Here is a 17,338-nt window from a genome sequence, read left to right on the forward strand (position 1 = left end):
GACAATCAGTAGGGTGCTGGTAAAACGGCTGGGCTGGTCCCGTCGGGGACGGCGCGGCTCCAGAAAGGAGGTGATCCAGCCGCACCTTCCGGTACGGCTACCTTGTTACGACTTAGCCCTAGTTACCTGTTCTACCCTAACCGGCTTCGTTGCGGAGCACCGGCTTCAGGTCTACCAAACTTCCATGGCTTGACGGGCGGTGTGTACAAGGCCCGGGAACGTATTCACCGCGCCATTGCTGATGCGCGATTACTAGTGATTCCAGCTTCACGGAGTCGAGTTGCAGACTCCGATCCGAACTGAGAACGGCTTTTCGGGATTGGCGCACCATCGCTGGTTGGCAACCCGCTGTACCGTCCATTGTAGCACGTGTGTAGCCCTAGGCGTAAGGGCCATGATGACCTGACGTCGTCCCCGCCTTCCTCACTGCTTGCGCAGGCAGTCTGTCTAGAGTCCCCGGCTTAACCCGCTGGCAACTAAACATAGGGGTTGCGCTCGTTGCGGGACTTAACCCAACACCTCACGGCACGAGCTGACGACGGCCATGCAGCACCTTGCTTTGTGTCCCGAAGGAAAGGTTCGTCTCCGAACCGGTCACGCGCATTCTAGCCTAGGTAAGGTTCCTCGCGTATCATCGAATTAAACCACATGCTCCACCACTTGTGCGGGCCCCCGTCAATTCCTTTGAGTTTCACCCTTGCGGGCGTACTCCCCAGGTGGGATACTTAACGCTTTCGCTAAGCCACCAACCATCTATCGCTGGCAGCGAGTATCCATCGTTTACGGCGTGGACTACCAGGGTATCTAATCCTGTTCGCTCCCCACGCTTTCGTGCCTCAGCGTCAGTACCAGCCTAGTCAGCTGCCTTCGCAATCGGTGTTCTGGACGGTATCTATGCATTTCACCGCTACACCGCCCATTCCGCCAACCTCGTCTGGACTCAAGCCACGCAGTTTCCAGGGCAGTTCCGTTGTTGAGCAACGGGCTTTCACCCCAGACTTACGCGGCCGCCTACGCACCCTTTAAACCCAATAAATCCGGACAACGCTCGCACCCTCCGTATTACCGCGGCTGCTGGCACGGAGTTAGCCGGTGCTTATTCTCCCGGTACCGTCAGAGCCCCTCGCAAGGAACCGGTTCTTCCCGGAAAAAAGCCGTTTACGACCCAGAAGGCCTTCATCCGGCACGCGGCATGGCTGGGTCAGGCTCTCGCCCATTGCCCAATATTCCCTACTGCTGCCTCCCGTAGGAGTCGGGCCCGTATCTCAGTGCCCGTGTGGGGGACCAGCCTCTCAGCTCCCCTAGCCATCGTCGCCTTGGTGGGCCGTTACCCCGCCAACTAGCTAATGGCACGCAGCCCCATCCGAATCCAATAAATCTTTAACTATCAACCGATGCCGGCTCATAGTCTTATGCGGTATTAATCCGCCTTTCGGCGGGCTATCCCCCAGATTCGGGTAGGTTGGCTACGCGTTACGCACCCGTGCGCCACTATTTGTATTGCTACAAACCGTTCGACTTGCATGTATTAGGCCTGCCGCTAGCGTTCATCCTGAGCCAGGATCAAACTCTCCATTGTATAATGTCCTTCACCTACTCGTAAGTAGGCTGCTGTCTTGTGCGCGCCCCGTCCCCTTGAGGACGGAACCGCTCAACGCGTTTCTTGGCTGAGCCGCCGGGTTACCCCGGTGACTCCCTTACTATTTGTCTATTTCCGTCATTCAAAGAACGTACGCCACTTCCTGTTGAAGCAACCGTGCGGGCTGGTAAACCAACCCTTTTTTTCTCAACTCAACCCCCTTGTTTTTGATTGGGAGTGCAAAGGTAAGAAAATATTTCAATTTTCCAATTTTGGAGCAAAAAAATTAAATGTTTTTTTGCTGCTAAAACCGCTTGTCAAATGCTCCATATCGAAGCGGGGTGCAAAGATAAGACGATCTTTTTCAGGTTTGCAATGTCTTTGGAGAATAAACTTCAAGTTTTGCTAGACTACTGGATCTTCATTGAAATGGCAAACCATTGGTTTGACTTTTCATCTTTACAATTGCATATCCTACTTGCCCGTTTGGCGTTTTGGGACTGCAAAGATAGGGGTGCCTTTTTACTGTGGGAGCATTAGACGAAAGATTTATTACACATGTACTCTTAACTGATTGACTTCATGACAAAAAAAATACCGAAGCGAGGACCGTTTTTATCTGTTAGCAAGGCTAATCGTACTCATTATACTGATGTGTGTGGCGGGTTGCTTAGGAAATACTACCTACAAGATGCATACAAAATAGGGCCCCATCAGAACCAAACGAAGGTTCTGATGGGGCCCTAATGTTGCCACTACTAGATTTTGGCTACCGGAATAGGGTGCTTACTCTATCCGGCCCTACGCTGACGATACGAATGGGCACTTGTAATTCGCGCTCGAGAAAGGCTAAGTAGGCTTGTAGATTCTCGGGGAATTGGGCGGCATCCGTAATGTTCGTCAAATCGGTGTTCCAACCGGGCAGTGTGATGTACTCAGGCGTGATGGTATTCAGTTCGCCGGGATCGGGCAATTTGGGAGTGGTTTCCCCTGTAGCGGTGCGGTAGTGGGTACAAGCCTGAATCTCGATAAAACCGTCGAGCACGTCCGCCTTCATAAGGTGGAGTTCGGTGACGCCGTTTAGCATGATGGCATAGCGCAGCGCGGGTAAGTCAATCCAGCCGCAACGCCGGGGGCGGCCGGTGACGGCCCCAAACTCGCGGCCGGCCTTGCGAATCTCCTCCCCTGTGGCATCCTCTAGCTCGGTGGGAAAGGGGCCGCTACCAACGCGGGTGCAGTAAGCCTTGGTGATGCCGTATACCTTATCTATGTGACGCGGGGCAATGCCAAGGCCAGTACAGGCCCCAGCCGAAATGGTGCTGGACGAGGTAACGTAAGGATAAGTACCAAAGTCGATGTCGAGCAACGAGCCCTGGGCCCCTTCGGCAAGAATGCGCTTGCCTTGGGTGAGCAGGTCGTTGAGAAGGTATTCGGTGTCGGTGAGTTGCAGAGTGCGCAGGAACTCGACGGCGGAGAAAAACTCTTCTTCAAGTGCTTCGATTTCTAGCTCCTTATTATAAGGAGCAGCGATGCTGGCGTGGTGCGCCACGGCTTCCTTGTAACGCTCCTGGAAATCGGGCAGCAGGATGTGGCCGACGCGCAGGCCAATGCGGCCAATCTTATCGGAATACGTGGGGCCGATGCCTTTGAGGGTACTGCCGATTTTAGTATTGCCGCGCGCTTCCTCGCTGATGCGGTCGAGGGCCCGGTGCGAGGGCAGGATGAGCTGCGCCTTTTTGGATATGTAAAGATTTTTACTCCAATCAACGCCCCGGTCGGTGAGCTTTTGCAACTCTTCGCGGAATACGACGGGGTCGAGTACAACGCCGTTGCCTACCACGTTGAGGATATGGGGGTGGAAAATTCCGCTCGGCACTTGGCGTAGCACGTGCTTCGTGCCGTCGAAGGTGAGGGTATGGCCAGCGTTGGGGCCCCCTTGAAAGCGGGCAACGGCGTCGTAGCTGGGCGCGAGTACGTCCACGATTTTGCCTTTGCCTTCGTCGCCCCACTGGAGGCCTACTAATACATCTACGGGCATCTTACTTGTAATTTGGGAAGCTTGGCCAGCCGTCCTGCGCCAAAGCAGCGCGGTGCCGGCCGGCATTGAAAAAAATGAAGGCAAAAAAACAGCCGCCTAGGAGGAGGCGGCTGTGAGAAGTTGTTGGCGAGCGGCGGCTTCGGTGGGGACCACCGCGAAGATATTGTTGAGTTTGGTGAGGGCCAGCAGCTTACGCGGGTGGTCGGCGGGGTTGATGAGGACCATCTCGCCGCCGCGGGTACGGAACTTGGCGAGCAGCGACACTAGCACCCCAATGCCCATGCTGTTGACATAGCGAATTTCCGACAAATCGACGGCACAGCTAATGACGCCGGCTTCCAGGTAGTCGTTGGCTACCTGCACGAGCGCCGCGGTATCGGGGGGCCCTACCAAGTCGCCGGCGAGGCTTACGAAAAGGATACCGTCGCGCAGGGTGCTGGTGGTAATCATGCGGGCTCTTGGGATCGGGCGGCCTTGGCGCGGCAGTCGCCGCAAATGCCGTAGAGGTTCAAAGAATGGTGCAAGATATGGAAGTTCAGCAGGTCGCCCACCATCGTTTGAATGCCATGGATGCGGGGATCGCAGAATTCCACCACTTTATGGCATTCGGTGCAAATGACGTGGTCGTGCTGGCGGTAGCCATAGCTTTTCTCGTACTGGGCAAGGTTGCGGCCGAATTGGTGCTTGCTCACAAGGCCCTGCTCCACCAGCAGGTCCAGGGTATTATAAACCGTAGCGCGGCTCTACTCTACCCTACTATTTTAGTTACTTTATAATGAGTTAGTTGATTGATAATCCATCGGAACACAGCATTCATGTTGGCGGTAAATACCGGGTCGGTGCTGCGGCCGGGCCGCGTGTACTGGCGCAGGGCGTTGAGGCCGTGGCGGCCAAAACTGGCGCGTTTGTAGCCGTTGTTCTTCTGGGGGATGGGTTGCACTTTTTCGTGCAGGCGGGTGCCCACGCTCACGCAAAGCGCGTAGGCCAAACTCACCAGGCCCACGAGTTTTTTGAGTTTGTCCCGGCAACGCAGGTGCGTGGCCCGCAAGGCAAAGCCCCGCCCTTTCAGGTTCTGGAAACAAGCCTCAATCGTCCAGCGCTTGCGATAGAACTGGCCCAAAAAAGCCGGGTTGGCCGTGCCGAAGAGGAAGAGGTACTCGCCCCCGGCCAAGGCCGTGACCTGCGCCCCGCCCCAAACCCCGTCGACTTGGCACACGGGCAACTGGCGGCACTGGCCTGGCCGCAGGCCCCAGTCGGCCACGGCGTGACGACGGCCTTGGGGGTCGGTGAGCAGGTGGTGCTTGGGCAGACGCATGACGAACAATATGCCCTTGTCTTTGAGGTATTTGAACCAGGCATGGCCCACAAACTCGCGGTCGCCCACTACCAGCCCCACGCGGTCGGGGCCCAGCACCCGCAGGCAAAAATCCAGCAGCGCCGTGCGGTCGGCGGTGCCGGAGTTGCCGCTGCGGTTGTCGAGCAACTCCCAGCACAAGGGCCAGTGGCAATCGCCCCGGCCCACCGTCACGAGCAGGATGTTGACCTGGCAGCGGCCGAAGTCCCACTCCGTGCGGTCGATGCACAGGCGCAGCTTGCCCGTGCCCGGCAAGAGGCCGACGAGCAACACGGCCAAGGCGACGTAATCCAGGTCGGCTTCGCGGAAAAAGTCTTGGATGCGCGTCTCGTTCGAGGCCAGTTTCACGCCGTCGTTGAGGTGCTGCGCCACCTCGCAGAATTGCACATTTCGGCTTTTAAAGAGGCCGAGCACGAAGCGGGCCACGAACTTTTTGCGGGCCAGGTTCCGCACCAGCGGGACCGAATGTAAAAGGGTCGTAATTTTGACCACGAGGCGTTGCTTCACGGGAAGGAGCGCATTTGGTAGTTGAGGAACTCCAAAGGTCGGGCCTTCCCGTTTTTATGCCCGATTTTTAGTAGGGTAGAGTAGCGCGGCTCACTTGCAGGTTGCGGGCCTTCATGCCGGCGTACAATTCCTCCACATCGAAGTGGCCCGAGCGGGCATAAATCTCTTCGAGGATGGCGTAACGCTCGGCGGTCTTGCGCAGGCCTTTGTTTTCGAGGTGCGCCGTGAAGATTTTTTTGACCTCCTCCAACTTGTCCACATTTAACGAGGCCTGCGAGGCCACGCTGGGGGTATGTTTGGCGGCATAGCCAGTTTCGGAGGAGCCGCCTACCTCCTGCCCTGCCGTTTTGGCGGGGACCTTGGCAACTTTTGCGTTAGCAGGAGAAGACATTTTGGGAGAATTCACGGGACGGGGCGTAACAGGTAAAAGTAAAAAGCCAACCAAGCGTTAGCTTTTTACATTTCAAAGTAAAGGTCGTAATGATTGGCGCAGCCAGGGTTGAAAGCGGCCTGGCACTGGGGGCACGCGCTGCTGCAGGCGAAGTATTTCGCAATGCTCAGCGTGTGGTGGCAATGGCCGCAGAGGATGGCTTCGGTGCCACGCTCGGCCTTGCCCCAAACAATGGGGACATGGCCAACCGTTTCGTTGTGGCACTGGATGCAGGCGTAAAAAGCATCGCAGCACTTGAATTTGATGGCGATAATGTCGCGCTCAGAGTGGTAATGGGCGCATTGGGTGCGTGCATTCACGCCGACGCCGTGGCAAACGATGGCCGCTGGGGGCCCCACGAAGGTTGAATCAGGAGTCAAAGCGCTCTACTTGCAGCACGCCGCTCACCTTGTTCAGCCGCTGGATGAGCTTGGTGAGGTGGTCGGTGTCGTTGACGAATACCATAATTTGGCCTTCAAAAAACCCATCGTTCGAATCGACGGTGATGGAGCGCATGTTCACTTTCAGGCTGGTAGAAATGATGCGGGTGATGTCGTTCACGATGCCCACCCGGTCGGAGCCCTTGAGGCGGATGCCAGCCAGGAAGGCCAGCTCCGACTGCTCCGTCCACTTGGCGCGCACGATGCGGTTGCCGTAGTTCGACATCAAATCGACGGCCCGGGGGCAGCTGGTGCGGTGGATGATGAGTCCCTGTTCGGTTTCAAAGCCGAACACGTCGTCGCCGGGAATGGGGTTGCAGCAGCGGGCCAAGCTGTGGTTGAACTTGTCGGTACGCTCGCCCACCACCAGCATATCGGGCCGCACCCCCCGGATTTTTTGCACCTCCGTGTCGAAGGACTTGGGCTGGAGCGCGAGCAGGCGCGGCGTGGAAATGACCTCGGTAAAGAGCGATTCGCGGATTTCGCGGCCGTCGAGCTGGCCCACGGCCAAGCGGTAGTAAAAATCCTGGGCCGTGGGAACGTTGAAATAATTGAGTACTCGGTTAAAATTTTCCTGCGTGAAAGCCACGCCGATCAACTCCAGCCGCTTTTCGAGGATAAACTTGCCATCCTCGGCCTTGGCACGCTTATCGTCGCGCAGGAATTCCTTGATTTTGGAGCGGGCCTTGGACGTGCTGACGTACGTCAGCCACTCCTCGGTAGGGCGCTGCTTATGCGAGGTCAGGATTTCTACCTGGTCGCCGTTATGCAGCTGGTAGCTCAGGGGCTCCAGCTTCTGGTTCACTTTGGCCCCGAGGCAGTGCATCCCGATTTGGGTGTGGATGTCGAAGGCAAAGTCCAGGGCCGTGGCCTTGTCGGGCAGGATGATGAGCTTGCCCTTGGGCGTAAACACGTACACCTCCTTCATGAATAGGTTCTGACGGAACTCGTCCATAAATTCCAACGCGCTGGAGTTGTTGGTTTCCAGCGACTCACGCACCTTATTCACCCACGTTTCCAGGCTTGATTCGGCTTGGGTGGGGTCGGCAGTTTTGTACTTCCAGTGGGCGGCATAGCCTTTTTCGGCGATGTCGTCCATGCGGCGCGAACGAATTTGCACCTCCACCCACTGGCCCGAACGCGACATAACGGTGGTATGCAGACTCTCGTAACCGTTAGCCTTGGGCGTGCTCACCCAATCGCGCAGGCGGTCGGGGTTGGGCTGGTAAAAGTCCGTCACGATGCTGTACACCTGCCAGCAGGCCGCCTTTTCTTGCTCCGGCGGCACGTCCAGAATTATGCGAATGGCAAATAAATCGTACACTTCCTCAAAGGAAATGTTCTGCTTTTTTATTTTTCTAAGAATAGAATAAACGCTTTTCGGCCGGCCTTTGACTTCAAACTGAAAGCCCTGGTTTTTTAGCTCCTCGTCAATCGGGTTCACAAAATCCTTGATGAAGCGGTTGCGGGCGCTTTGGCTTTGCTTAATACGGTCCTTTATGTCGGTGTACACCTCCGTATCGGTGTACTTCAGATATAGGTCTTCCAGCTCGCTTTTAATAACGTAGAGGCCCAGGCGGTGGGCCAGCGGGGCGTAGAGGTAAAGCGTTTCGGAGGCGATTTTCAGCTGCTTGTGTCGCGGCATCGAGTCGAGCGTGCGCATGTTGTGCAGGCGGTCGGCGAGCTTGATAAGGATGACGCGTACGTCCTCGCTCAGCGTGAGCAGCATTTTGCGGAAGTTCTCGGCTTGCTCGCTGGTGCCGTAGTCGAACACGCCCGAAATCTTGGTCAGCCCGTCGATAATGCGGGCTACTTTGGGCCCGAACTCGCGCTCGACGTCGGAAATTTCCCAGGCCGTGTCTTCCACCACGTCGTGCAGCAGGGCCGACACGATGCTGGTGGTACCAAGCCCAATTTCCTCCACCGCAATTTGGGCCACAGCCAGCGGGTGCAGGATATAAGGCTCGCCCGACTTGCGGCGCATGTCTTTATGGGCCTCCAAGCTGGTATTGAAGGCCTTTTTGATGAGCTTGGCGTCGCCGCCGTGCAGGTAGGGCTTGGCGGTGCGCAGCAGGCGGCGGTACTGGCGCAGGATTTCCTGGCGCTCGGCTTCAATATCGATGACGGGGGACATAGTAGCAAAATAACAAGCGCAGGGCGAAAAAAGTGTTGGGTCCCTTGCGTGGGGCCCCGGCAGATAAGCAACTGGGTTTTGCGAACCTAACGAACAATCCGTACCTTTGCGGGCCCGAAGCAATTGGCCCCGGGATTTGCCGCGGATATGGCGAAATTGGTAGACGTGCCAGACTTAGGATCTGGTGCCGCAAGGCGTGTGGGTTCGAGTCCCTCTATCCGCACTTTTTCACAACGTTTTTCTGGCCCTCAGCTTTGCGGTTGGGGGTTTCTTTTTACAACTAACCCGATGGGTGCCCGCGCGGCGGGGGCCCTCTTTTGCCGCTAATGAACATTACGCTGGACCGCAACGACGAGCAGCTGACCGGGCTGCTGACCGTGCATCTGACCGAAGCCGACTACGCCGCCACCGTAGACGCGCAAATTAAGGACTACACCAAACGGGCCCAAGTGAAGGGCTTCCGCCCCGGCAAAGTGCCTGTGGGCATGGTGAAAAAGATGTACGGCAAAGGCATTTTAGCCGATGAAATCAACAAAACTCTGGGCAAGGCCGTCGATGGCTACGTGAAGGAGCAAAACCTGCGTCTGCTGGGCGAGGCCCTGCCGGTGGCCAGCGACGTGGACTTTGACACGGCCAAGGAGTTTACCTTCCAGTTTGAGCTGGGCCTGCTGCCCGAAGTAAATCTGCCCGCCGACGGCACCGCGGAAGTGGAGCGCTACCAAGTGAGCCTCGACGACGACACCGTGCAGCAGACCAACGAGCAAATTGCCCGCCAGTACGGCGAAACCACCAACCCCGACGCTTCCGAAGCCAACGACTACTTATTCGGCAAGTTGAAAAAGGCCGACGAGGAAGGCGAAGGCCGCATGGTGCTGCTGCCCATCAACAAGGTGAAGAACGGCGCGGAACAGTTCATCGGCGTGAAGGCCGGCGACGTGCTGACGTTCGACCTGAAAAATGCGTTCGACAACGACGCGGCGGCCATTGCTGGCTTCTCGGGCCTGAACAAGGCCGATGCCGAAGCCGCCAGCGGCGACTACGTGCTGAGCGTGGAGAAAATTAACCGCACAGCCGCCCCGGAGATGAACCAGGAGCTGTTCGACAAAGTATTCGGCCCCGAGGCCGTGTCGAGCCAGGAGGAATTTGACGCCAAGGTGCGCGAAACGATGCAGCAGAACTACGACCGCGAGAGCGATGGGGCCCTGAACAACGCCATTGTGGAGAAGCTGGTGACCGGGCTGGACATCAAGCTGCCCGCTGAGTTCTTTAAGAAGTGGCTAGTGCGCACCAACGCTGGCAAGCTCACCGCCGAGCAAGTGGAGGAGCACTACGGCGACTACGAGAAGGAGCTGAAGTGGAGCCTGATCCGCAACAAGGTGGTAGAAACCGCTGACCTGAAAGTGAGCAACGACGAAATTATCAACCGCACGCTCGACAAGATCATGGGCCAGTTCAGCATGCCCAATATGCCCAACGACATGCGCGAGTCAATGCGCGGCTACGCCGACAGCTACCTCAAGCAGGATAACGGCAAGCAGTACGTGGCCGAGTACGAGGCCATTCTGGCAGAGAAAGTGCTCGAAAACCTGCGCGGCAAAGTTGTTGTTACAGATAAGCCCGTAACGGCCGAAGAATTCCGGAACCTGAATAGCTAAGCAACGCAGGTTTTGAATCGGAAGAGCCCTTACTTTGACGGTAAGGGCTTTTTTTGTTGTTCGTTTGTTACAACACCATGACCCCGGCACCGTTTTTTGTTTTGCCACCGGGCCAGCGACTGCTTATCCCCTTATTTTTTCCTTCTAATGTTGAATAAACAAGAATTCCGCAAGTTTGCCGTGAAGCACCAGGGCCTGAGCGGCCTGGGCGTGGACCAGTACATCCAACACGTAGAAGGCCAGACCCGTGGTGGCCTGATCATGCCCACGGGCATGACCCGCTCGGTGATTGAGGAGCGCCCCACGCGCTTCGCCGAAATCGACGTGTTTTCGCGCCTCATCATGGACCGCATCGTGTTCCTCGGCACGGCCGTGGACGACTACGTGGCCAACATTCTGACGGCCCAAATGCTGTTTCTAGAGTCGGCTGATGCCAAGAAAGACATCCTGCTCTACATCAACTCGCCCGGCGGGTCGGTGTACGCTGGCTTGGGCATTTACGATACCATGCAGTACGTGAACCCCGACGTGGCCACGATTTGCACCGGCCTTGCCGCTTCGATGGGCGCCGTGCTGCTTGCCGGCGGCGCCGCCAACAAACGCTCGGCCCTGCCACACGCCCGCGTCATGATTCACCAGCCGTCGGGCGGGGCCCAGGGCCAGTCGTCGGACATTGAGATTACGGCCCGCGAAATCCTGAAGCTCAAGAAAGAGCTGTATGACATTTTGGCCCAGCACACCGGCAAAACGTACCAGGAAATCCACGACAACTCGGACCGTGACTACTGGATGCGTGCCGACGAGGCCAAAGAGTACGGCCTGATCGACGAAGTGCTGGAAAAGAAAGCCAGCTAAGCCAATACCGTTGAAAAACGGAACGGCAGCTTACCTTGACTTTACACGAGTTGAGGGCCAACGAAAAACCCCTGCTGATTCAGCAGGGGTTTTTTGTTGAGGCCCCCGGGGCCAGTAGAATGGCTGCCAATGGCCGAAGCAACTGGCGCGGCTAAGCGGGCAAGTTTGTTAAGATGAGTGGAGAGAAAGGAAATTTCCGTGATGAGCTATTGGGGCCCCAGGTGCGGCGTGGTGCTCAGTGGCTGACCACCGCCATGCGGATGGCTAAAGGCGCACGCACCGGGCCGGATGGCACCGGCTGGGGCATCGGCGTAGTGGTGAAAATCCAACCGGCCCCTGAAGCGGACGTGACAGTGGACGCCATAAAAACCAATTGCAAATGGTGGGTAGGCAGTAGCATTGTGGCGGGAAGAAAGTAGAAAGTTAGCCGAACCACGGGGCCCACAACCTCCGGGGTAGCGAGGGAACCGGGGCTGCGCGCCCGAGAAAAGTTGCACAAATATATTGGGCATCGTGTGCTTAAAATACAGGTAAAATTACCCGTTTTTACACCCTACGCCGAAGCTTTATTGGCCGTGTACCTGTTCCCGGGGCCCCATTTATTGGCGTGCTAGGGCACCAAATGGGCCTTGCTTGGCGTTGACGGCCGCAAGCCTTATACCTTTGTGTCCGTTTTGCTGGAAAAACGGGTTCCCTATTCCTCCCTACCGCACCATCTTTCTCCGTGGCCGAAATATCCTGTTCTTTTTGCAACCGCAGCAAGCGCGAAGTCGCTGTTATGATTTCAGGCATCAACGCCCACATCTGCGAAAAATGCGTGGGCCAGGCCCAGCACATCCTCGACGAGGAAGCCAAGGCCCAGGAGGCCGGCAAACAGCCCAAATTTAACTTAATCAAGCCCCGAGCCATCAAAGAACACCTTGATCAGTACGTGATTGGCCAGGACGAGGCCAAGCGTGTAATGTCGGTGGCCGTGTACAACCACTACAAGCGCCTGATGCAAAAACCGCAGGAAGACGAGGTGCAGATTGAGAAGTCCAACATCATCATGGTGGGCGAAACCGGCACCGGCAAAACCTTCCTGGCGCGCATGCTGGCCAAGATTCTGCAAGTACCCTTTTGCATTGCCGACGCCACCGTGCTGACGGAGGCCGGCTACGTGGGCGAAGACGTGGAGAGCATCCTCACCCGCTTGCTGCAAGCGGCTGATTATGACCTGGAGGCGGCTGAGCGCGGCATCGTGTACATCGACGAAATTGACAAAATTGCCCGCAAGAGTGATAACCCCAGCATCACGCGCGACGTGAGCGGCGAGGGCGTGCAGCAGGCGCTACTAAAGCTGCTCGAAGGCACGGCCATCAACGTGCCGCCGCAGGGCGGCCGCAAGCACCCCGAGCAGAAAATGATTTCAGTGAACACCGAGAACATCCTCTTCATCTGCGGCGGGGCCTTTTCGGGCATCGACCGCATCATCAAGAGCCGCTTGAATACGAAGCCGATGGGCTTCGCCAAGACGAACCTAGAGGAGCAGGTAGACACCCAGAATTTCCTGCGCTACGTGTCGGCCCAGGACATGAAATCGTTCGGCCTGATTCCCGAGCTAATTGGCCGCTTGCCAGTGCTCACCTTCCTTAACCCACTGGACAAGACCACGCTGCGCCAAATCCTGACCGAGCCCAAGAACTCGCTCGTGAAGCAGTACAAGCGGTTGTTCGGCATGGAAAAAATCGAACTCGACTTCACCGAAGAGGCCCTGGCGTACATCGTGGACAAGGCCGACGAGTACCGCCTGGGGGCCCGGGGCCTGCGCTCCATCTGCGAGAGCATCATGACTGACGCCATGTTTGAAATGCCCGACGAAGTGGGCGCCAACGAGTTGGTTATCAACCTGGGCTACGCCCGCAGCAAGTTCGAAAAGTCGCCGCTGCGGCACATGCGGGCCGCATAAGGGGGCCCAGCGGGAATTCTATACCGCGTCAAAACGAGAGAGGGAAGTTGCACAGCGTTTAATACGCTCTGTGCAACTTCCCTCCTTTCTTTTACACTACTCACGAAGTGGACTGCGAAAACGCAGTAGGGTGTGGGGCTTGCCCCCGCCCGTCGTTAAACGAAAGCTAACTAAACCGTTCAACGATGGGCGGGGGTAAGCCCCGCAACCTACTCTGTAATAAGCAATAAGCATAACGCGGTGCGAAACCTAAGCTTTCAGGTATTTCACCATCAGGACGGCGGTTTTTTTGGCGGCTTGCTGCTGGCCAAGTTTGGCGCGTAGTTCGGCATAACCGGTTTGAATTTGCGCGCGGTAGCTATCGTCGGTAAGGAGCTTTTTCAGTTCGTCGAGCAGGTTGCGGGCGGTGAAATCGTTCTGAATCAACTCCTTCACCACGGCGCGGCCGGCAATCAGGTTTACTAGCGAGATGTAGGGCACCTTGATGAGCAGCTTACCGATGGTGTAGCTCAGGGCGCTGGTACGGTAGCATACGATTTGGGGGACGCCGAACAGGGCCGTTTCGAGCGTGGCCGTGCCGCTGGTGACGAGTGCCGCCGTGGCGTGGCTTAGCAGGTCAAACGTTTGGTCGAAGAGCAGGCGGATGCCGTTACGCTCGAAATGCTGGTAGTAGGTGCGGTCGAGGTTGTCGACGCCGGCCACCACGAATTGATAATCCATGAACGGCGGCAGGATAGCAAGCATCACATGCAGCATTTCTTCGATTTCCTGCTTGCGCGAGCCCGGTAGCACGGCGATGATGGGACGGGCCTCGTCGAGCTGGTTGCGCGTGAAAAAGTCGGCTGTAGGCACGAATTCGGCCACCGCGTCGGCCGTGGGGTTGCCGGCGTAATCGACGGGGTAATCAAAGCGCTTATAAAATTCTTCCTCGAAGGGCAGGATGACAAACATTTTGTCGACGCGGGCCTTCACTTGCTCGACGCGGCCCTCGTTCCAGGCCCAAAGCTTGGGCGAGATGTAGTAGAATACCCTGATGCCCTGGGCCTTGGCAAACTTAGCCACCCGCAGGTTGAAGCCAGCGTAATCGACCAGGATGAGCACGTCGGGCTTGTAGGCCAGCAAGTCCTTCTCGCACTCCTTGAGGTAGCCGCGGAACTTAAGCACGCTGGTGGCCGCCTCCAGAAAGCCCATGATGGACAAGTCCTGGTAGTGGTGCACCAGTTCCCCCCCAACGGCCTGCATCAGGTCGCCGCCCCAGAAGCGAAATTTGGCGGCGGTGTCTTCCGTGCGCAGGGCCCGCATAAGATCGGCGGAGTGGAAATCGCCCGACCGTTCACCGGCAATGAGGTAATATTTCATTTTTAAATTAAAAATTACTCCTGCCCTGGCCATAATAAACAGAGCATTTTTAATTCATAATTTTTTATTGGCTTACCCGTAGTATTCCACGAAGTTGCGGGGCGTTTCGTAGAGCTTGATGCAGTGGAGCTGGGCGGGCGTGATGGCGGGTAGCTCGCGGGTAATAATTTCCCAGAAGGCCACGGCCAGGTTTTCGGTGCTAGCCATTTGGCCGGCCAGAAACGGCACGTCGAGGTTGAGGTTTTTGTGGTCAACCTGATCGGTGACGTGTTCCTTGATGAGGTCGGATAAGGCCTTGAGGTCGACTACAAAGCCGGTGTCCGGGTCGGGCGTGCCCTTCACCGTCACCACGAGGTCGTAGTTGTGGCCGTGCCAGTTGACGTTGGCGCAGGGCCCAAAAACCTCGCGGTTGCGCTCGTCGCTCCACTTGGGGTTGTGCAGCTTGTGGGCGGCGTTGAAATGCTCGTGGCGGCTAACGTAAATCATGAGGCGGGCGGGGGAAACGCGCCGGCCCGCCGCTTCCCGTATTTTCGGCGTAAATATACACCGCCGGCCACCGGGTGGGGCCCCGCGGGCGGGCGGGCCCTACCTTTAGGGCCCCATCTTTTCTCGCTTATGATAGTTGTCACTGGTGCGGCGGGCTTTATTGCCAGCGCCCTCGTTTCCCGCCTCAACGCGGCCAATTTTAACGACTTAGTGGTCGTGGACAACTTCTCGGTGGAGAAAAAGCTGCGCAACCTCGAAGGCAAAAAGCTGCGCGAGTACGTGGACCGCGAGGAGTTTTTCGCGTGGCTTGACGAGCACCATGCGCAGGTCGAATTCGTGTTTCACCTGGGGGCCCGCACCGACACCGCGGAAATGGACCCGGCGGTATTCGACCTGCTGAACCTGAACTACTCCAAGCAGATGTGGCTGGCCTGCTGCCAGTACCAGCTGCCGCTGGTATACGCTTCGTCGGCGGCTACCTACGGCGATGGGGCCCTGGGCTACTCCGATGCCGACGACGCGCTGCTGCCCCTCTACCGCCCGCTGAACCCGTACGGCGAATCGAAGAACGACTTCGACAACTGGGCCGTGGCGCAGGCGGAGAAGCCGTATTTCTGGGCCGGGCTGAAGTTTTTCAACGTGTATGGGCCCAACGAGTACCACAAGGGGCGCATGGCGTCGGTCGTTTTTCACGCCTTCCAGCAAATCCAGCAAAACGGCTCGATGACGCTCTTCAAATCGCACAACCCCGACTACGTGGACGGCGGCCAGATGCGCGATTTTGTGTACGTGAAGGACGTGGTGGAGGTGTGCTACTTCCTGCTGCACCACCGCAAAGATTCGGGCCTTTATAACCTGGGCAGCGGCACGGCCCGCACGTTTATGGACTTGGCCCTGAACACGTTCACGGCGCTGGGGGCCCCGGTAGACATCCGCTTCCGCGACACGCCGGAGGACATCCGCGATAAGTACCAGTACTATACCCAGGCCGACATGCGCAAGCTCCACAGCATCGGTTACCCCAACGCTTTTGCCTCGCTGGAGGAAGGCATCCGCGACTACGTGCAGCAGTACCTGCTGCCCGACCAGTACTACTAACCTACTAACCCTTAGCGTTGGGCCCCTTGTTGGCAAACCTTAGCCCTGCTTGCGCCACGCCTTCACCGCGTACGGTTATCACCATTGTGGGCGGCGGGTTCGCGGGCACGGCGCTGGCGGTGCACCTGGCGCAGCAGCCCGGCTTGCGGGCCCGCGCCGAGGTACACTTGGTGGAGCCCCGTGCCGTGCCTGGCCCCGGCCTGGCTTACGCCCCAGGCTCGCACCCGCACTTACTTAACGTGCGGCCAGGAGTCCTCAGCCTGTATCCTGCCGAGCCGGCACACTTCGCCAAGTGGCTGGCCCAGCAGCCCGAAGCGGCCAGCGGCGTGCCCGAGTTTGCCCCGCGCGCACTCTACGGCCGCTACCTGGCCCAGGCGCTGGCCACAGCCGAAGGTATCCAGGTGCACGCGGATGTAGCAGTGGCCGCACCGCTACAGCCCCACGGCCGGCGCACAGTGCAGCTGGCCAGCGGCGCGGCGATTGAAAGCGACTACGTGGTGCTGGCGCTGGGCAATTTTCCGCCCCCGCCGCCCGTGGAACCCAGCGGCGCCTACCTGACCCATCCCCACTACCACGCCAACCCATGGGGGCCCCACGCCCTGGCGGGCATTGCCCCCGCTGCCTCGGTGCTGCTGGTGGGCGCTGGCCTCACGGCCGTAGACGTATTGATGGCCCTGCACGGGCAAGGCCACCGGGGCCCGGTGGTAGCCGTGGCCCGCCACGGCCGCTGGCCCGCGGCCCACGCGCCAGTCGCGGCGCCCTACCCCAGCTACTATACCGAGCTGGCCGGGTGCCCCACGGTGGGCGGCGTCGTGGCCGTGTTTAAGCGCCACCTGCGCCGGGCCACGGCGCAGGGACAAGACTGGCGGCCGGTGCTCGACGCCCTGCGCCCCGACCTGGGCCGCATTTGGGCAGCGTGGCCGCTGGTAGAGCAGGCGCGGTTTCTGCGGCACGTGGCGGCACTGTGGGGCGTGGCCCGCCACCGCAGTCCGCCGCACAATGCCGCCACGGTGGCGGCGCTCACCGCACAAGGCCAGGTGCAACTCGTGGCGGGCCGCGTACAGGCCATTGCCCCCAGCGGACCCGGCTTGCGGGTAGCCGTGCAGCGGCGCGGCGCGGCCACTTGTGCTTACCAGGCCGACCATGTGGTGTGCTGCACCGGCCCATTGCTCGACTACCAGCGCATTGCGGCGCCGCTGGTGCAGCAGCTGCGCGCCGCCGGCCATCTAACGCCCGACCCCCTGGGGTTGGGCATCGTCACCGATGTCCACGGGGCCCTACTCGCCACCGATGGCCACCCAGTGCCCGGCTTGTTCACGCTGGGGCCCAGCCGCCGACCAAACGCATTTGAATCGACGGCGGTGCCAGAGCTGCGGCAGCAAGCCGTGGCTTTGGCCGCTGAGTTGGCGGCTCGCCTCAAGGGCTGAAAACGCAAAAGCCGCCGGCAGGTGCCGG

Annotated in this window: 12 protein-coding genes, 1 tRNA gene, 1 rRNA gene and 2 pseudogenes; 7 read left to right on the plus strand and 9 right to left on the minus strand. The window is 58.4% G+C overall.

Annotated elements, in window-relative coordinates; translation table 11 throughout:
• Positions 1-63 precede the first annotated feature (63 nt).
• The 6 genes and pseudogenes from DDQ68_RS09415 to DDQ68_RS23835 all read right to left on the minus strand — a co-directional run.
• A 16S ribosomal RNA gene (locus tag DDQ68_RS09415) occupies positions 64-1,579 on the minus strand.
• Positions 1,580-2,348: 769 nt separating this feature from the next.
• Entirely contained in the window at positions 2,349-3,617 is a 1,269-nt protein-coding gene (locus DDQ68_RS09425) for an adenylosuccinate synthase (protein WP_109656067.1), read from the minus strand.
• A 96-nt stretch (positions 3,618-3,713) separates the two neighbouring features.
• Complete coding sequence (locus DDQ68_RS09430; RefSeq protein ID WP_109656068.1) at positions 3,714-4,067, minus strand: STAS domain-containing protein; 354 nt, start codon at positions 4,065-4,067, stop codon at positions 3,714-3,716.
• Positions 4,064-4,360 (minus strand): annotated as a pseudogene (locus DDQ68_RS09435) (Fur family transcriptional regulator); the annotation flags it as partial. The pseudogene DDQ68_RS09435 and the gene DDQ68_RS09430, both read right to left, overlap by 4 nt.
• Before the next feature lie 5 nt (positions 4,361-4,365).
• Complete coding sequence (locus tag DDQ68_RS24420) at positions 4,366-5,478, minus strand: transposase (protein ID WP_109656069.1); 1,113 nt, start codon at positions 5,476-5,478, stop codon at positions 4,366-4,368.
• Positions 5,479-5,554: 76 nt separating this feature from the next.
• Positions 5,555-5,737: pseudogene (locus tag DDQ68_RS23835) on the minus strand (transcriptional repressor); the annotation flags it as partial.
• A 221-nt stretch (positions 5,738-5,958) separates the two neighbouring features.
• Here DDQ68_RS23835 and DDQ68_RS25095 point away from each other — a divergent pair.
• On the plus strand, positions 5,959-6,276 hold the full coding sequence (locus DDQ68_RS25095) for a hypothetical protein (protein WP_245897393.1): 318 nt from the start codon (positions 5,959-5,961) through the stop codon (positions 6,274-6,276).
• Between the two features lies 1 nt (position 6,277).
• On the opposite strand, the gene DDQ68_RS09455 is transcribed toward DDQ68_RS25095, so the two are convergent.
• Positions 6,278-8,482: a RelA/SpoT family protein gene (locus DDQ68_RS09455; protein ID WP_109656072.1), complete on the minus strand. Its 2,205-nt coding sequence runs from the start codon at positions 8,480-8,482 to the stop codon at positions 6,278-6,280.
• Between the two features lie 141 nt (positions 8,483-8,623).
• Here DDQ68_RS09455 and DDQ68_RS09460 point away from each other — a divergent pair.
• The 4 genes from DDQ68_RS09460 to clpX all read left to right on the plus strand — a co-directional run bounded on the left by DDQ68_RS09460 (position 8,624) and on the right by clpX (position 12,940).
• Positions 8,624-8,705: transfer RNA gene (locus DDQ68_RS09460), tRNA-Leu, on the plus strand.
• 103 nt (positions 8,706-8,808) lie between these two features.
• Positions 8,809-10,137 (plus strand): trigger factor, encoded by a 1,329-nt coding sequence (tig, locus tag DDQ68_RS09465; protein WP_109656073.1) that lies wholly within the window; start codon positions 8,809-8,811, stop codon positions 10,135-10,137.
• A 147-nt stretch (positions 10,138-10,284) separates the two neighbouring features.
• Entirely contained in the window at positions 10,285-10,992 is a 708-nt protein-coding gene (locus tag DDQ68_RS09470) for a ClpP family protease (RefSeq protein ID WP_068234850.1), read from the plus strand.
• A gap of 724 nt (positions 10,993-11,716) precedes the next feature.
• Positions 11,717-12,940 carry an ATP-dependent Clp protease ATP-binding subunit ClpX gene (gene clpX / locus DDQ68_RS09480; protein ID WP_109656075.1) on the plus strand — a complete coding sequence of 408 codons (1,224 nt, stop codon included), beginning with the start codon at positions 11,717-11,719 and terminating at the stop codon, positions 12,938-12,940.
• A gap of 249 nt (positions 12,941-13,189) precedes the next feature.
• Here the strand turns inward: clpX and lpxB are convergent, their stop codons facing one another.
• The gene (gene lpxB / locus DDQ68_RS09485; RefSeq protein WP_109656076.1) at positions 13,190-14,299 is read right to left on the minus strand and encodes a lipid-A-disaccharide synthase; all 1,110 of its coding nucleotides are present in this window, start codon (positions 14,297-14,299) and stop codon (positions 13,190-13,192) included.
• 72 nt (positions 14,300-14,371) lie between these two features.
• Entirely contained in the window at positions 14,372-14,785 is a 414-nt protein-coding gene (locus DDQ68_RS09490; protein ID WP_109656077.1) for a 6-pyruvoyl trahydropterin synthase family protein, read from the minus strand.
• Positions 14,786-14,914: 129 nt separating this feature from the next.
• On the opposite strand from DDQ68_RS09490, the gene rfaD reads away from it, so the two are divergent.
• Together rfaD and DDQ68_RS09500 are read left to right on the plus strand one after the other, a co-directional pair.
• Positions 14,915-15,883, plus strand: a complete 969-nt coding sequence (gene rfaD, locus DDQ68_RS09495) for an ADP-glyceromanno-heptose 6-epimerase (RefSeq protein WP_109656078.1) — start codon at positions 14,915-14,917, stop codon at positions 15,881-15,883.
• Positions 15,884-15,909: 26 nt separating this feature from the next.
• Complete coding sequence (locus DDQ68_RS09500) at positions 15,910-17,310, plus strand: FAD/NAD(P)-binding protein (protein ID WP_162549985.1); 1,401 nt, start codon at positions 15,910-15,912, stop codon at positions 17,308-17,310.
• Positions 17,311-17,338: the final 28 nt, after the last annotated feature.

It is taken from the genome of Hymenobacter nivis (assembly GCF_003149515.1).
Taxonomy (GTDB): Bacteria; Bacteroidota; Bacteroidia; order Cytophagales; family Hymenobacteraceae; genus Hymenobacter; species Hymenobacter nivis.

Excerpts from the sequence above, each read along its gene's own strand:
- rfaD (WP_109656078.1), top strand. The coding sequence starts at position 14,915 with ATGATAGTTGTCACTGGTGCGGCGGGCTTTATTGCCAGCGCCCTCGTT.
- tig (WP_109656073.1), top strand. The coding sequence starts at position 8,809 with ATGAACATTACGCTGGACCGCAACGACGAGCAGCTGACCGGGCTGCTG.
- DDQ68_RS09490 (WP_109656077.1), bottom strand. The coding sequence starts at position 14,785 with ATGATTTACGTTAGCCGCCACGAGCATTTCAACGCCGCCCACAAGCTG.
- DDQ68_RS09455 (WP_109656072.1), bottom strand. The coding sequence starts at position 8,482 with ATGTCCCCCGTCATCGATATTGAAGCCGAGCGCCAGGAAATCCTGCGC.
- DDQ68_RS09425 (WP_109656067.1), bottom strand. The coding sequence starts at position 3,617 with ATGCCCGTAGATGTATTAGTAGGCCTCCAGTGGGGCGACGAAGGCAAA.
- DDQ68_RS09470 (WP_068234850.1), top strand. The coding sequence starts at position 10,285 with ATGTTGAATAAACAAGAATTCCGCAAGTTTGCCGTGAAGCACCAGGGC.
- DDQ68_RS25095 (WP_245897393.1), top strand. The coding sequence starts at position 5,959 with ATGATTGGCGCAGCCAGGGTTGAAAGCGGCCTGGCACTGGGGGCACGC.
- DDQ68_RS09430 (WP_109656068.1), bottom strand. The coding sequence starts at position 4,067 with ATGATTACCACCAGCACCCTGCGCGACGGTATCCTTTTCGTAAGCCTC.
- lpxB (WP_109656076.1), bottom strand. The coding sequence starts at position 14,299 with ATGAAATATTACCTCATTGCCGGTGAACGGTCGGGCGATTTCCACTCC.